Below are 15,324 nucleotides of genomic sequence, written 5' to 3'. Positions count from 1 at the left end.
ATTGTAAATTTAAACAGGTTCTGCGAATAAATCAAATTCAGTTGCATCAGTAATTTTTACCATTACAAATTCTCCAGTTTTCACATAATGTTTTGAAGCTTCTATAAGTACTTCATTGTCAACATCTGGACTGTCGAATTCTGTTCTTCCCACAAAATGCTCACCTTCTTTTCTGTCGATAATGCAACGAAAGGTTTTGCCGATTTTTTCTTGGTTTAAATCCCAAGAAATTTGAGATTGAATTTCCATAATTTCGTTGGCACGATCTTGTTTCACATCTTCGGGAACATCGTCAACCAAATCATAAGCACCTGTATTTTCTTCGTGAGAATAGGTAAAACAGCCCAGCCGCTCGAATTTCATTTCCTGAACCCAGTCTCTCAAAATTTCAAAATCTTCTTGAGTCTCGCCAGGATAACCCACAATTAATGTGGTTCTAATGGTCATTCCGGGAACAGCTTTGCGAAATTCTTGCAATAATTTAGTCGTTTTTTCTTTCGTAGTTCCTCGTTTCATTGATTTCAAAATAGAATCTGAAATGTGTTGCAACGGAATATCGATATAATTGCAAATCTTTGGTTCGCGCTTCATAATTTCCAAAACATCCATCGGGAAACCACTAGGGAATGCGTAATGCAAACGAATCCATTCGATTCCTTCCACTTTTACCAAAGCCTCTAATAGTTCGCCAAGATTCCGTTTTTTGTAAATATCCAAACCGTAATACGTCAAATCCTGCGCAATCAATATTAATTCTTTCACACCGTTTTTAGCCAAACCTTCGGCTTCTCTTACCAGTTTTTCGATGGTTTGTGAAACGTGTTTGCCTCTCATTAATGGAATAGCGCAAAAACTGCAAGGTCTGTCGCAACCTTCGGCAATTTTTAAATAAGCATAGTTTTTTGGAGTCGTAGTCAAACGTTCACCAAGTAATTCGTGTTTATAATCAGCTCCCAAAGCTTTTAACAATGCAGGTAATTCTGTTGTGCCAAAGAATTGATCAACATTTGGGATTTCTTTTTCTAAATCAGGCCTGTAACGTTCAGATAAACAACCGGTAACAAAGACTTTGTCGACTAAACCGCGTTCTTTTTTGTCTGCATATTCAAGAATCATATTTACTGATTCTGCCTTGGCATTGTCAATGAATCCACAGGTATTGATAACAACAATATTTCCTTCTTCTTCGTGTACAACGTCTTTTCCGCTGGCTTTTAGTTGCCCCATTAGGACTTCGCTATCATACACATTTTTTGAACACCCAAGGGTGATCACGTTGATTTTATTCTTTTTTAAAGACTTGGTTCTCATAGATTTATATTCCCGATATTTTGAGAAGTTGGCAAAATTACGATTTTTATTTTTAGGAGCATAAATCTTTGGTTATTTATGAACTTTCGAAATCAAAAAACCACTTCAATAAATGAAATGGTTTTCTATTAATTTTTTTAAGTTTATTGTTTAAAAGGCTATATTTCAAATAACAAAGTCATTGAGAAGTTGTTGTTTTTTGTGTTGAGATGTGCGCCATCGGTAAAACCTTGATTAAAAAAACCTTGGTGCGAATCCCGATGTGCACGAGAATATGAAAAATCTAATTTGAACATACCAAAATTATAACCTAAACCTGCAGAAAAACTATTTAAATCACCAATAGTTGTTTTGTTTTTGTATGGACTTTCTTCAAAACGATATCCGCCTCTAAGGCTCCATTCCTTGATTTTATATTCACCACCTATTCGCAATTCTCCTGATGTGGATAGAATATTACTGATTTGGTTGTTCACGTCTCTAAAATAAGGATCGTTTGCTGGTCTAAAACTTGTGTTTCCATAATCTTTTATGGAGTAATCAATACTTATTAATCCGGTTTTTCCAAAGACGTAGGCAAAACTTCCTGTAAACTTCCCTGGAGTATCTAATTGATAAGGAGCATAGTAATTTACAATATTCGGATCAACTATATCAGGTGGTAATACTTCAATTGTATTGGCACTCACGGCAACTAGTTTTTGCGAAAACTCATCACTCAAATTATACCACACAGGCGAATCATATGCTAATCCTAAACGGATTTCATTCGTGACTTTTGCAATGGCGCCTATTTGAAATGAAAATCCTGTGCCGTAGGTGTGTAAGTTATTATCAAAGCGCAAATTTTTTACGGTATAATCAGCGTTCACAGAGTTGTTATTGTATTCATAAAAACTTGAAGATTGTGTAAAATCTGTGAAATGCGAATTTAAATTGATACCTATATACAATTTATCTTTGTACGAAGTGGCAGCATTAAAAGATAATTTCCCATTATATCCATTAGAATATACGTTGTTTTCCTGATTGTAATTACCTCCGGCAGTTACATTTGAGTTATATTGTACATTACTTGGAAGGTTAGTAGCGGGATTGATAACATACCCTTGATATCCCAAATAAGCTTGTTGACCACCATGATCCAATTCTCCATAAGAGGAGTTTTGTATAACATCTAGAGGAACACCATTCGCATAACTCACAAAATAATTGGCAACAGAATTAGTTGGATTTGTTCCTGCAGAAAATACAGAATTGTCATAATTATTCATATTTTCATAGTTGATTGCCAATGAAAACTTTTTCCAATCGCCAGATGGATTTTGGTTTTTAAAAACAAAAACACCTCCAGTTTGGTTCAAGTCAAAAGAATTTTTTGATGCTGAGGTATTCGTTCCATAATAGTTTGAATTGTTTTTTGTGTTGAAATTACTTAGTGTTATCGTAAGTTGATTATTTGCAAAAACTGCAGAACCTGCAGGATTTATATTTATGGATGATAAATCTCCACCAAGTGCTCCAAAAGCACCACTCATCGCTCTAAAACGAGCCGTTCCGCTTAAGTTATCTTGTGCATAACGTATGGCGTCAGGAATTTCTTGTGATTGAGCAACACTAAAAGTGAAACCAGCAAATAAAAGTAATATATAATTTTTCATCTTTTTTCAATTAAGGTTTTATATTTTATTTAAAAGAACGGAAAAGTAATTATCTTCTTCCGCCGCCGCCGGATGATCTTCCTCCACCTCCAGATGATCCCCCGCCATTATATCCCCCTCCAGATGATCGACTGCTACTGCTACCACTATTATAGTTTGAGTTATTATTGCTATATGAACTTGGACTATAAGATCTTGTATTGGTATAGTTAGAACTTCGGGTGTCGTTTGTATTAGTATTAGTTCTTGTTCTTGTCGAATTATAGTTAGAATTATTTTGATTCTGCGTATAATCTCTTGTCATAAATGAGGAACTGCTTCTAGTTGCGCTATTGGTAGAACTTCTTCTAACATTAGAATAATTTGTTCCCCTAGTAGCATTGGTTTGGGTTTGAGAATATCTACCACCATTGACGCCATTTGCATAAGAAGAACCTCTTCGGCTTGAATTATAGGAGTAATTATTGTTGTAGCCATAGCTGTAATAAGGATAGTATCCACCATAGTAAGGGTAATCCCAACCATATCCATAATAAGGATATCCCCAGCCGTAACCATAATTTGGGTAACCATAACCATAACCATAATTTGGGTAACCATAACCATAACCATATCCGAAACCTATTGATATATTCCAAGGAGATGCATATACATTTACTGAAGTTTTCGATGGGTTGCTTCCCCAATCAGGATAGTCTTGGGTTGAAACTACTGTCGAGTCATTTATGGTATTATTTTCATTTTGCAAAGAGTTAAAATACTGTTTGTAATGATTGCTTGAACTGGTTTGAGTTACATTTGCGGAAGCTCCGTAGATGCCGTCATTGTTATAATAGGAACTATTTTGATAAGACCCACAAGATGTTAGCACAACACTTAAAAATCCAATCAAGGAAAAAAGTGTAGCTTTTTGGGAGGAAAAAATATTAGTTTTCATATTCAATAGGATTTTTTATTGTTGCACATTACAAAAATAGTTAGTTTTGCGGAACTATTTAGTTAAAATTATCAAAACAAAATTTGTGCCAAACTATTCAATATGAGCAAGAACCTAACCACACGAGAAGAAGATTATTCAAAATGGTATAACGAGCTGGTTGTAAAAGCCGATTTAGCCGAAAATTCAGGAGTTAGAGGATGTATGGTTATCAAACCTTACGGCTATGCAATTTGGGAAAAAATGCAAGCAGAATTAGACAAAATGTTTAAAGAGACAGGGCATCAAAATGCCTATTTCCCTTTGTTTGTTCCAAAAAGTATGTTTGAAGCCGAAGAAAAAAATGCAGAAGGCTTCGCTAAAGAATGTGCTATTGTTACTCATTATAGATTAAAAAATGACCCTGTAAATCCGGGAAAATTAATGGTAGATCCTAATGCAAAATTAGAAGAAGAATTAATTGTTCGTCCTACAAGCGAAGCCATAATTTGGTCCACTTATAAAGGATGGGTTCAATCCTATAGAGATTTACCTTTATTAATTAACCAATGGGCAAATGTTGTTCGATGGGAAATGAGAACACGATTGTTTCTTAGAACGGCTGAGTTTCTATGGCAAGAAGGTCACACGGCTCACGCTACAAGAAGTGAAGCTATTGAGGAATCTGAAAAGATGATGAATGTATATGCTGATTTTGCCGAGAATTTTATGGCAATTCCAGTTATTAAGGGTTTAAAAACTGAAACCGAACGTTTTGCAGGAGCTGATGAAACGTATTGCATCGAAGCCTTAATGCAGGATGGCAAAGCATTGCAAGCTGGAACTTCACACTTTTTAGGGCAAAATTTCGCAAAAGCTTTTGATGTGAAATTTGCCAATGCCGAAGGGAAACAGGAATATGTTTGGGGGACTTCTTGGGGAGTTTCCACCAGATTAATGGGTGCATTGGTTATGACTCACTCAGATGATAAAGGATTAGTTTTGCCTCCGTCTTTGGCACCTATTCAAGTGGTTATTGTTCCTATTTATAAAACAGAGGAACAATTAGAAGAAATCTCTGTTGTCGTGAATGGATTAACAACGGAATTAAAAAAACTTAATATTTCTGTGAAATTTGATAATAGAACAACTCAAAAACCAGGGTTTAAGTTTGCTGAATGGGAATTAAAAGGTGTTCCTGTTCGAATTGCAGTAGGGCCAAAGGATATAGAAAATGGAACTTTTGAGGTTGCAAGACGCGATAATTTGTCTAAAGAGATTGTTTCTAAGGATGGAATTGCGATTTATATTAAAAATCTATTGGAACAAATTCAAACCGATTTATTCAATAAAGCTTTAGATTATCGCGATACCCATATTACAGAAGTGAATAGTTTTGAGGAGTTTAAAGAGGTTCTTGATGGCAAAGGAGGGTTTGTTTCTGCACATTGGGACGGAACAGCTGCAACCGAAGAAGAAATTAAAAATTTGACAAAAGCAACCATTAGATGTATTCCTTTAGATAGGGTTGAAGAGTCTGGAAGCTGTGTGTTTACTGGTAATGCTTCATCCGGAAGAGTCTTGTTTGCTAAGGCATATTGAAAAAAATAAAAAAAATATACATCTGCTATTGTGCGAATAAAAAATAGTTGTATTTTTGCATCCGCATTACAGAAGGATGGTCCCTTCGTCTATCGGTTAGGACGCCAGGTTTTCATCCTGGTAAGAGGGGTTCGATTCCCCTAGGGACTACAAAACTCATTGATTTGAGATAATAATTAGTAACGTAGAAGAATAATGGTCCGTTCGTCTACCGGTTAGGACACTTGGTTTTCATCCAAGAAATGGGAGTTCGATTCTCCCACGGACTACAATTAGTTGTAAATAAGTTTTATAAAATAAAGATTAGTGTCTCTTGTTTTTATTTTATTAGTTAAAACCAAAGTGGTTGTGAAAACAATTGTGGGAGGTTTTTCTTTTTTAACTGATAGTTTATAACAATTAAAAAATAAAAAAAAATGGCAAATCACAAGTCCGCTTTAAAGAGAATAAGAAGTAACGAAAAAAGAAGAGTTCTAAACAGATATCAACATAAAACTACTCGTAATGCAATTAAAGCATTAAGAATAGCTACTGATAAAGTTGATGCTACTTCTAAATTGTCAAGCGTAATATCTATGATTGATAAATTAGCTAAAAAGAACATTATTCATGATAACAAAGCGTCTAATTTAAAATCTAAATTAACGAAGCACGTAGCTAAATTGTAATAATTTACAATTTTGTTATTATATATAAAGCCCTGCATTGCAGGGCTTTTTTTATGGGCTAGTCAAGTATTAAATTTTATCTTTTAAGTATTCAAGCATTTCTTTAGAAATGGGTTTTGATAAAAAATCGATTACCATTGGATATTTTTTTGATTTTTCTAAATCTTCCGGATCAATTGTTGAGGAAAGAATGATAACTTTTATTTTATTATAATCAGAATACTCTGTGGTACTAAAACTTTCCAAAAAATCCCAGCCTCCCATTACTGGCATATTTAAATCTAAAAAGATTAATTGAGGATGTTTTTTTAATTCATAATCAGAATTAGTTTGATTGAGTGTATTGAAGTATTTAAGAGCTTCTTCTCCGTTTTTGGCTGTAGCTATTTCTTTTGAAAACGACGCCTTGGTAATGACCATTTTGCATAACATAAGAGTTATGGGGTCGTCATCAATGCATAAAACTGTTTCTAACATTTTATCTATTTTTAAACGTTAATGTAAATGTAGTTCCAATATCAACTTTACTTTCTATACCAATAGTTCCTCCCATTGTTTCCACTTGGGATTTTACAAGATATAACCCTAATCCTTTGCTGTCAGGATAATCATGAAATCTTTGATAAAGGCCAAAAATTTTATCTCTATTCCTTTCCAAGTCGATACCAATTCCATTATCTTTAAAAATCAATACAACATCGTGATCTAATTGCTTGGCTGTTATATTTATTTTTAATTTTCGGGTTTCAGATTTGTATTTTATGGCATTTGTCAATAGGTTTAATAAAATACTCTCTAAATAAGACTTGTTTGTGTTTAAAAATGAAACTTGTTCAAAATCAAATTTTATTATGGGTTTGTGTGTGCCAATTAGAAACTCAAGTTGACTAAAAACGTCTTCAAAAATGTCTTTTAGCATCAGATTCTCCTTTTCAATTGAAGGATTGTCTTTAATGATTATTACTTTTACCAAGTCATTAATTGTGTCGTTTAATAAATGAGTAGATTTATTGAACCCATCCAAAATTTCTTTTAGTTCTGGATTTTTTATGGGAATATCATTAATTAAATTCAGTAGCCCAGTTAAGTTTGATAATGGTGCTCTAAGATTGTGTGAAGTAATATAGGAAAATTGTTGTAAATCTTTATTGTTTTGAGTTAGTTCCTTGATTAGCTGCTCTTTTTCAACTTCTTGTTTTTTATCTTCTGAAATGTCTCTTTGTATCGAAACCCAATGCGATAATTCTCCGTCTGAATCAGAAACAGGCAACATTGAGAAGTTTACCCAATATTCATCTTTGTTTTTTTTGTAACTAAGAGTTTCTACTTGACATTCTTCTTTGTTTTTTATGGCGTCAATTAGTTTTTTATATTCAAGGCTATCAGAATTTGGACCCTTAAAAATATTTGGTGATTTTCCTATAATTTCATCAGAATTGTATCCTGAAGTAACTGTAAATGCTGGATTTACATATACAATATTAGGTATTTTTCCCTCATTTAAATCGGCTTCAGTAATAATCACAGAATCTTTGGTGTGAGTAATTACGGTTTCTAAGAGCTTAAGTCGTTGTTCTTCTTCTTTCTGTTTAGTTATATCTTGGATTGCTCCAATCATTCTCAAGGATTTACCATTTTCATCCTTTAAGATAAATCCCCTATCTAGAACATATTTATAAGAACCATCGGCGCATTTAAATCGATATTGATCTTGCCATTTTTCTGTTTTTTGTTCTATAAAAGAATATAGTTTTATTGACATTTTGATACTGTCCTCAGGATGAATATTATCAAACCACCATTTTGAACTTTCCCCTACCTGATCTTGTTTATAACCAAAAACATTTTCTATTCCCTTGTTCCAGGTCATTCTGTCTTCCTGAATTTTCCAGTCCCAAATGGTATCGCTCGTTGCTTTTGATACAATATCATACCTTTCATTTGACTCCTTAATTTCATTATTTGTATTCTTTAACTTTTTAAAAATTTCAGAATTTTTGATGTCATTTTTGTTTAAAAAATATTTAAGAATTATTCCGGAAAGTAGTATAAATATGGCGTTATTTATAAAGCTGAATGAATGATGATGTACCGGTGGAATGTGTTTTAATACTTCACGATAAATAACCGCCAAAAATATGGATACAAGTATATAAATTATGGTTATTTGATTGGTCTTGTTTTTCATTATTCAAATATAATTAAATTATTAGGTAATTAATAAAAATCAATTAAAACTTATTTTGTAAAATTTCATGAATGCTATTTTGTTAACAAATTGCAAACAATTACATAAAGATTTTTTATATGAAAATAAAGTGTACCTTTGCAACCTTAAAAAAAATCAGATGGAAGCTATTAGAAACATTGCAATTATTGCCCACGTCGATCACGGTAAAACCACTTTGGTTGATAAAATCATGTATCACTGTCAATTATTTCGTGACAACGAAAATACCGGTGACTTAATTCTTGATAACAACGACTTGGAACGTGAAAGAGGGATTACAATTACTTCTAAAAATGTTTCAGTAGTATACAAAGGAACAAAAATCAATATTATTGACACTCCTGGTCACGCTGATTTTGGTGGAGAAGTTGAAAGAGTACTTAATATGGCTGACGGAGTTTGTCTATTAGTAGATGCTTTCGAAGGGCCAATGCCACAAACACGTTTTGTACTGCAAAAAGCACTTGATCTTGGTTTGAAACCTTGTGTTGTTATTAATAAAGTGGATAAAGAAAATTGTACTCCTGAAGAAGTTCATGAAAAAGTTTTCGATTTAATGTTCGAATTAGGAGCAGAAGAGTGGCAGTTGGATTTTCCAACAGTTTACGGCTCGGCCAAAAATAACTGGATGTCTGATCATTGGGAAAACGTAACTGATAATGTTGAGGCATTGTTAGATATGGTTATTGAAAATGTTCCAGCTCCAAAAGTATCTGAAGGAACTCCACAAATGTTGATTACTTCATTAGACTTCTCAGCATTTACTGGTCGTATCGCTATTGGTCGCCTTGAAAGAGGTGTTTTAAAAGAAGGTATGCCAATCTCTTTGTGCAAAAGAGAGGGTGTAATCGTAAAATCACGTATTAAAGAATTACACACTTTTGAAGGATTAGGTCGTAAAAAAGTGCAAGAAGTTATTGCTGGAGATATTTGTGCAATTGTTGGTGTTGAAGGTTTTGAAATTGGAGATACAATCGCTGATTTTGAGAATCCGGAAGCTTTACAAACTATTTCTATTGATGAGCCTACAATGAGTATGTTGTTCACCATTAATGACTCTCCTTTCTTCGGTAAAGAAGGTAAATTTGTAACTTCTCGCCATATTAGAGAACGTTTGACAAAAGAATTAGAGAAAAACTTAGCAATGAAGTTAGGTGAAACTGATTCTGCCGATAAATTTATGGTTTTTGGTCGTGGTGTACTTCACTTATCTGTTCTTATCGAAACAATGAGAAGAGAAGGTTACGAAATGCAAATTGGTCAACCACAAGTTATTATCAAAGAAATTGACGGTAAAAAATGTGAGCCAATTGAAGAATTAACAATCGACTTACCGGAAAATCTTTCTGGTAGAGCGGTAGAATTTGTTACTATCCGAAAAGGTGAAATGCTTTCTATGGAAACTAAAGGTGACCGTATGATTGTAAAATTCAATATTCCATCTCGTGGAATTATTGGATTGCGAAATCAATTGTTAACTGCTACAGCCGGTGAGGCTATTATGGCACATCGTTTTATAGGATATGAACCTTATAAAGGAGAAATTTCTGGACGTAACAAAGGTTCATTAATCTCAATGGAAAAAGGAAAAGCAATTCCTTATTCTATCGATAAATTGCAAGATCGTGGTAAATTCTTCGTTGAGCCAAATGCTGAAATCTATGAAGGTCAAGTAATTGGAGAAAATTCTCGTGCAGACGATATGTGTGTGAACGTGACTAAAGAGAAAAAACAATCTAATGTTCGTTCTTCTGGAAATGACGAAAAAGCAAGGATTATTCCTCCGATTATTTTCTCATTAGAAGAAGCTTTAGAGTACATTCAAAAAGATGAATATGTTGAGGTAACTCCAAAATCTATTCGTTTGAGAAAAATTTATTTGACAGAAACAGACAGAAAAAGATTTAAAATCTAATTCTATATTTTATAATAAAAAAGCCATTCTGAAGAATGGCTTTTTTTATGCGTTTTAGTTCTGTAAATACTTATTCCGAAAAAAGCTGGTCTGATTCAATAATTTAGCCACAAGGAAAAGATTTAAAGGAATTTTTGAGCAAATTTTAAGGAACACAGATGAATTATAAAAAAAAATGATTTATCTTTTTAATGAAAAATGGCCTCTTATTATTTTTCCGTCACCAGAGTTTAAATTGAACCAGTAATCTGTGGCGGGCATTTCATTTCCAATGTAGGTTCCATCCCATCCGGAATTCTTTGAGTCAAGTTGCTTTAATAATTTACCATAGCGGTCAAAAATGGTTATTGTTGCCTTCGGAAACAAATCAAAGATTTTAATTTTCCAAATATCGTTGTATCCATCACCATTTGGGGTAAAAAATTGGGGGTAATCAAGAATGTCCACGAGATACGTTAAGTATTCGCAATTGTTTAAATCTCGAATGTAGGCGGTATAATTTCCAATTGCTAAATTTGTAAATAAAGGGGAAACTTGGTAATTGGTTCCGTCCAATGAAAATTCATAAGAACCTCCGGTATCTGGAGGGATTAATTGGACTGAATTTCCATCACCGGAAAAATCATTTACAACTGGAGGAGTTAAAGGAAGTGCTGATGGCGTGCTTACCATAGTTTTTAACGTTATTTTAGCGGTCTCGATACAGCCATAAGTTTTACTTGTCAGTTTTGCAAATACAGTTACATCGTTTGAGGTTGTCTTGGGAAAAGAGACAGGATTTAAGATTGGTTTTGATAAAATAGTTCCCGTTTGTGTTTCAAAATAATCAATTTTAGCCAGGCTTGGATTGTTATTTTTAATGGTGGCTTCGGCTTTGGTTAAATCAAAAAATGCAGTATCAGATAATTTAGTGACACATTTTATTAAAGTGGCATCGTTAAGTTTTATTTCGGGAGCAAATTCTATCTTAATTGTTCCAGTTGCGATACATCCAGCACCTAAATCTACTTCTACTTTGTATGTACCTGAATCAACTGCGTTGTAGGATGGGAATGTTTCTCCAGAAATTGGAGTAAGCGAGCTATCTTTAAACCATTTATAAATATAGGCGGGTGATAATTGGGTGTCAATTGTATATCTGTCACCAAAACATATAGGATTATTTGTAATTAATCGATCTGGACCCAAGTCTATTTTTGGAGAAAAGCTTCCTGCTTGCAAAAATACTGCTGAGTCATAATCTTTGGTAACATCGTCGGAAATTACCAATTTTATGTGATAGGTTTTTCCCACTACCACATTGGTTTGTGCATTCATTACAATAGTTTGTCCTGCGTAGTTTATTGGGCTGGTATTGGTTGGTGAAGTATTGGAGCTTCCAAAATAGTTTTCATTTTTTGCAGGGCAACTTTTTAAATTTCCAAAACTGTCTGTAAAACTTATTGCTTGGTGAATGCTTGTGGAAGATACAGGAGTTGTTGAGGCTGGAATTACAGCTAAGTTTTGATAATTTGCGGAACCCCCTTTTTCTTTAATTAGAAAAGCAAAACCATCAGAAAATCTACAGGGAAAATCATCCTGATATTCATTTGACGCAAAAATATAATTAAAGCTCAAGAAACTGGTCAAGGGTATGAAATCAAACTCCAAAGACGTTGCATTGATAGTAGTGGTAATGTTTAATGCCTTATTTAAATCGGCATCGCCTAACCAAGAAGTGCTTCCTTGCCCTTGATTTCTAACAAATGGCCCTATTGAATTTTTGCTACTCCAAGTGCTTAAGACTATTCCATCTTCAAGAGGAAAGCTACTTCCGTTTTTAGTAAACTCGCCATAACTATTATATCCAGAAGTGTAAATATCGCCACTTACGGAAAAATTAGTGAAGTTGGCGCAAGCACTGTTTACCAATTTTTCGACAAGTTGTTGGACTGTTTTAGTGTCATCAACAGTAATATTTTGTGCAGATACGATAAGTGTATTGCAACATATAAATGCGAAAAATATAATTGTTTGTTCCCATTTCATAGTATTACAAATATAATATAAATGAATGTTTTTTAAAAACTATTAAATATTGACTTTAATGATATAGAGAATTCAGGTTTTTCAATAATAAAAAGGTAGTTATTTTATAGCTTAAGTTTGAATTAACAAACGATATTAATGTAAATTTGTATCAAATGTTTTCAAAATGAGCGAAGAACCAATAATGGTTTTTAAGAAACCTACTTATCCTATAAATAATTCATTATTAGATTATTTAGAGCGTTTTGACCGTATATCCAAAGTAGCAATTTCGTATGATGATTTATTGCGGTTTTCGGGCTCTGTAACGGTATATGATAAACAAAATCAGGATACATTATGGATTCGAGTATATTATAATGAATACGAAAGAATGGAAATAGATTTAGTATTAAAAAAAATCTATTCTCTTTTGCTTTCTGATGGGAATTTAAACATAATTAAATTTTTGAATGTCGATTCAATCGACTACTGTACTTTTGGAAACTCAAAACCTTTTAGAATTAAAGTTAGAAATATTCTAAACGATAATTATACTCACTTTTATGTAAAAAAAGCGGATGCTTCCAGAGTTTATGGACTTGAATTAGAGCATATTCTGTCTCCTGATAAAATAAATTTTTTGGTTTATAATGATACTTTAATTGAAGAGCATATTATCGGAATTCCAGGAGATGTTTTTATTAATAAGCTTTTAAAGGATTGTACCGAAACAGAAAAATCTCAAATTGCAAAAGAATTTGTGAAGTTCAATGAGCGCAGCATGATTCGATTACTTGGAGACATGAGAGCTTATAATTATGTGATTGTTCCAAGTCATGACTTTGATCAGGTTGTGTACAAAATTCGCCCTATCGATTTTGACCAGCAATGTTACGAAGGAAATTTCAAAGTGTATCGACCACAATTTTTTAAGGAAAATTATCCAATGGTAAAATTGGTCAAAGATAAACTTCAGAATAGTTCAATAGAGCAATATAAAGATGAAGAAAGAGCAGTTTTAGCCAAAAGAATTTTTTCGGCGGAATACCGTATCAAAAAATTATTGCAAATTATGGGCAATGATGTCATTGCTCCAGTGGAACATATAGAACAGCTAAAATTAGAAATGTTTAATTACACTCATGATGTTAACTTTAAAAGAGCAAAATCTATGGGTAATGTTTTAAGCTCTGCGTTCGATTTTGTTACTCGGAATTATAAATCCATCAATATTTTTAAATAGTATTCAAAATACTATAAAGGCAAATCAATCTCCGAAATTCGTGCAATACGTTTCCTATTCACAGTTTGTTTTAACATTAATAGGCTTTTTATAAGTAGTAGTAATAACATCTTTTTAGGGGCTTTAGGGATGAGATTCTTAAATGGAGAAGTGTTTTTTTATGTATAGACTGTTTAATGTTTCATTAATGTCTTTGAGCTCGGGAGTCAAAAATGTTTTATGGCCTTTAAGGTCATTTGTCAATTCTAAACCACATACGGAACATTTATATTCCCGGAAGTGATTTGTTACATTTCTGGTGGTGATAATTTTATGTCCGAAAAAAGAACACAAAATTTTACTGGAGAGATTTTTTTCTCTGATTTTGATAGTGTTCATATTAAGTTTATTATGATTTGGGATAGTAAATATAGATTATTACCGTTTAAAATGCAAATAAAATCGACTAAGCACACAGTACTGTTAAAATTGCATAAAAAAACTTACAAATAGGTATTTAAAAATAAATATTTTGGTAAAATTCTGAGTATGATCAATCATAAAAATGGAAATCCCCAATTATTTTACTAATTGAGGATTTAATTATATATTATTTTGACAAAAATATTCTTTGAATAGCAAATTAGTTTTTCACTTCTTTATTGAAATAAACTAAGTAATAATACATTTGTTTCTCCTCGTCCCAGCCTTTTTCTACATATTTTTCGGCACTTTCCGGGTTGATGAAATCCATTTTTATTTGAATATTCGTGTCAAGACTGATAATGTTTTTGATGGATTTTCTGGCATCAGAAACAGCCGCATTGGCAATTGGGAAAGATGTAACGTCTTCGATGCTATATTTTTCGCCTTTATCAACTTTGTAGTTTTTAAACTCAGGAAGTAAATCTGGATTATCTAAAACCTCGTTTAAGAAGTTGGTTTCTTCAAACTGGTCATTTTTTGCAAAATAATTTACCGACCGGTTCATAAACATTACTTCTTCTTTTTTGTCTTCGGCGGGAAAAACGACATCTTTGGCAAAACCTTGGCAAAATTTCAAGTATTTTTTGGTAATAAAATTCTCGTCTTCAAAAGCATCGACCGAAAGGAAATGTTCTAACCAATAACGTGCATCATAACGATTGCTGTCGACGGTCAGAATCTTATAGCCTTCTTCTTTTTTATAATTAAAAATCAAACAGCCTTTGTCCAATTTGCTGAGGTTGATACCGTGTTGTAAAATCATTTCCAGGTTGGTGTCCTTTTCTTCAAACTGCAAAAAATCAGATTGTAATTCACTTTTAAAAATTCCAATAGCATCTACTACATTGTTGTCGATATTTACATTAGTCAAATGTGCTACATAAACTTCTCCGTTTTTGATGTGCGGGTGATTAGATTGCTCAAATAAATGAGTTGTGATTTTCTTGGAAACTTCGTGTAAACTGTTCGGATTTTCGAATATTTCAGTTGCGAATTTAAACATATCATTGTAATCTAAATCAACTTCGTGGGCAAACTGAAAGTAGTTTTCCTCTTTATCTCTAAAAGGTTTAAAGAAATATTCTTTTATCAAAGGCACAATTTCATCGTTTAAATTAATGGATTGTTCTGATAAGAAAATAGCCTCGTTACGGCTTTTGTTTCCAACTCTGTGAATTGATAAAGTTTCAATATGAGTATTAAATAAGTTGATCATTTTTTTTTATTTTTTAGAAGAAAAAACCAAGATTAAAGACAGAACTAATGTCTCAAATCTTGGTTCTAAATTAATATTTTTATTTTG

The 15,324-nt window shown here is 32.8% G+C and carries 12 protein-coding genes and 2 tRNA genes; 6 read left to right on the top strand and 8 right to left on the bottom strand.

Annotated elements, in window-relative coordinates:
• Window positions 1-9 precede the first annotated feature (9 nt).
• From rimO to IR213_RS10000, 3 genes are all read right to left on the bottom strand, one after another.
• Complete coding sequence (gene rimO / locus IR213_RS10010) at window positions 10-1,311, bottom strand: 30S ribosomal protein S12 methylthiotransferase RimO (protein ID WP_194312177.1); 1,302 nt, start codon at window positions 1,309-1,311, stop codon at window positions 10-12.
• 158 nt (window positions 1,312-1,469) lie between these two features.
• Window positions 1,470-2,972, bottom strand: coding sequence for an OmpP1/FadL family transporter (locus IR213_RS10005; protein ID WP_194312176.1), 1,503 nt, complete (start codon window positions 2,970-2,972; stop codon window positions 1,470-1,472).
• Between the two features lie 49 nt (window positions 2,973-3,021).
• Complete coding sequence (locus IR213_RS10000; protein WP_194312175.1) at window positions 3,022-3,909, bottom strand: hypothetical protein; 888 nt, start codon at window positions 3,907-3,909, stop codon at window positions 3,022-3,024.
• Window positions 3,910-4,011: 102 nt separating this feature from the next.
• Here IR213_RS10000 and proS point away from each other — a divergent pair, with 102 nt between their 5' ends.
• From proS to rpsT, 4 genes are all read left to right on the top strand, one after another.
• Window positions 4,012-5,490: a proline--tRNA ligase gene (gene proS / locus IR213_RS09995; protein ID WP_194312174.1), complete on the top strand. Its 1,479-nt coding sequence runs from the start codon at window positions 4,012-4,014 to the stop codon at window positions 5,488-5,490.
• A 78-nt stretch (window positions 5,491-5,568) separates the two neighbouring features.
• A tRNA-Glu gene (locus IR213_RS09990) sits at window positions 5,569-5,640 on the top strand.
• A 47-nt stretch (window positions 5,641-5,687) separates the two neighbouring features.
• Window positions 5,688-5,759: transfer RNA gene (locus IR213_RS09985), tRNA-Glu, on the top strand.
• Between the two features lie 147 nt (window positions 5,760-5,906).
• Window positions 5,907-6,158 carry a 30S ribosomal protein S20 gene (gene rpsT / locus IR213_RS09980; protein WP_039109573.1) on the top strand — a complete coding sequence of 84 codons (252 nt, stop codon included), beginning with the start codon at window positions 5,907-5,909 and terminating at the stop codon, window positions 6,156-6,158.
• Window positions 6,159-6,227: 69 nt separating this feature from the next.
• Here rpsT and IR213_RS09975 read toward each other — a convergent pair whose 3' ends face one another.
• Window positions 6,228-6,635: a response regulator gene (locus tag IR213_RS09975; protein ID WP_194312173.1), complete on the bottom strand. Its 408-nt coding sequence runs from the start codon at window positions 6,633-6,635 to the stop codon at window positions 6,228-6,230.
• A gap of 1 nt (window position 6,636) precedes the next feature.
• A complete protein-coding gene (locus IR213_RS09970) occupies window positions 6,637-8,346 on the bottom strand; it encodes a PAS domain-containing sensor histidine kinase (RefSeq protein WP_194312172.1) in 1,710 nt (569 codons plus the stop codon).
• 160 nt (window positions 8,347-8,506) lie between these two features.
• Between IR213_RS09970 and typA the strand changes: the two genes are divergently transcribed.
• Window positions 8,507-10,303, top strand: coding sequence for a translational GTPase TypA (gene typA, locus IR213_RS09965; RefSeq protein ID WP_194312171.1), 1,797 nt, complete (start codon window positions 8,507-8,509; stop codon window positions 10,301-10,303).
• Between the two features lie 180 nt (window positions 10,304-10,483).
• Here typA and IR213_RS09960 read toward each other — a convergent pair whose 3' ends face one another.
• Window positions 10,484-12,331 carry a T9SS type B sorting domain-containing protein gene (locus IR213_RS09960; RefSeq protein ID WP_194312170.1) on the bottom strand — a complete coding sequence of 616 codons (1,848 nt, stop codon included), beginning with the start codon at window positions 12,329-12,331 and terminating at the stop codon, window positions 10,484-10,486.
• Window positions 12,332-12,497: 166 nt separating this feature from the next.
• Between IR213_RS09960 and IR213_RS09955 the strand changes: the two genes are divergently transcribed.
• Window positions 12,498-13,556: a hypothetical protein gene (locus IR213_RS09955; protein ID WP_194312169.1), complete on the top strand. Its 1,059-nt coding sequence runs from the start codon at window positions 12,498-12,500 to the stop codon at window positions 13,554-13,556.
• 138 nt (window positions 13,557-13,694) lie between these two features.
• On the opposite strand, the gene IR213_RS09950 is transcribed toward IR213_RS09955, so the two are convergent.
• Window positions 13,695-13,934, bottom strand: coding sequence for a hypothetical protein (locus IR213_RS09950; protein WP_194312168.1), 240 nt, complete (start codon window positions 13,932-13,934; stop codon window positions 13,695-13,697).
• A gap of 244 nt (window positions 13,935-14,178) precedes the next feature.
• Window positions 14,179-15,237 (bottom strand): nucleoid-associated protein, encoded by a 1,059-nt coding sequence (locus tag IR213_RS09945; protein WP_194312167.1) that lies wholly within the window; start codon window positions 15,235-15,237, stop codon window positions 14,179-14,181.
• Window positions 15,238-15,324: the final 87 nt, after the last annotated feature.

Origin of the sequence: Flavobacterium soyangense (genome assembly GCF_015277675.1) — a bacterium.
GTDB lineage: Bacteria > Bacteroidota > Bacteroidia > Flavobacteriales > Flavobacteriaceae > Flavobacterium > Flavobacterium soyangense.
Note: the sequence above shows the minus strand (reverse complement) of the source record. Positions and strands in the feature narration are given on the sequence as shown.

What these genes read in the sequence shown, in the direction of transcription:
- typA (WP_194312171.1), top strand. Translation starts at nt 8,507, where the DNA reads ATGGAAGCTATTAGAAACATTGCAATTATTGCCCACGTCGATCACGGT.
- IR213_RS09960 (WP_194312170.1), bottom strand. Translation starts at nt 12,331, where the DNA reads ATGAAATGGGAACAAACAATTATATTTTTCGCATTTATATGTTGCAAT.
- IR213_RS09975 (WP_194312173.1), bottom strand. Translation starts at nt 6,635, where the DNA reads ATGTTAGAAACAGTTTTATGCATTGATGACGACCCCATAACTCTTATG.
- IR213_RS09950 (WP_194312168.1), bottom strand. Translation starts at nt 13,934, where the DNA reads ATGAACACTATCAAAATCAGAGAAAAAAATCTCTCCAGTAAAATTTTG.
- rimO (WP_194312177.1), bottom strand. Translation starts at nt 1,311, where the DNA reads ATGAGAACCAAGTCTTTAAAAAAGAATAAAATCAACGTGATCACCCTT.
- IR213_RS09945 (WP_194312167.1), bottom strand. Translation starts at nt 15,237, where the DNA reads ATGATCAACTTATTTAATACTCATATTGAAACTTTATCAATTCACAGA.
- IR213_RS10005 (WP_194312176.1), bottom strand. Translation starts at nt 2,972, where the DNA reads ATGAAAAATTATATATTACTTTTATTTGCTGGTTTCACTTTTAGTGTT.
- IR213_RS10000 (WP_194312175.1), bottom strand. Translation starts at nt 3,909, where the DNA reads ATGAAAACTAATATTTTTTCCTCCCAAAAAGCTACACTTTTTTCCTTG.
- IR213_RS09970 (WP_194312172.1), bottom strand. Translation starts at nt 8,346, where the DNA reads ATGAAAAACAAGACCAATCAAATAACCATAATTTATATACTTGTATCC.
- IR213_RS09955 (WP_194312169.1), top strand. Translation starts at nt 12,498, where the DNA reads ATGAGCGAAGAACCAATAATGGTTTTTAAGAAACCTACTTATCCTATA.
- proS (WP_194312174.1), top strand. Translation starts at nt 4,012, where the DNA reads ATGAGCAAGAACCTAACCACACGAGAAGAAGATTATTCAAAATGGTAT.
- rpsT (WP_039109573.1), top strand. Translation starts at nt 5,907, where the DNA reads ATGGCAAATCACAAGTCCGCTTTAAAGAGAATAAGAAGTAACGAAAAA.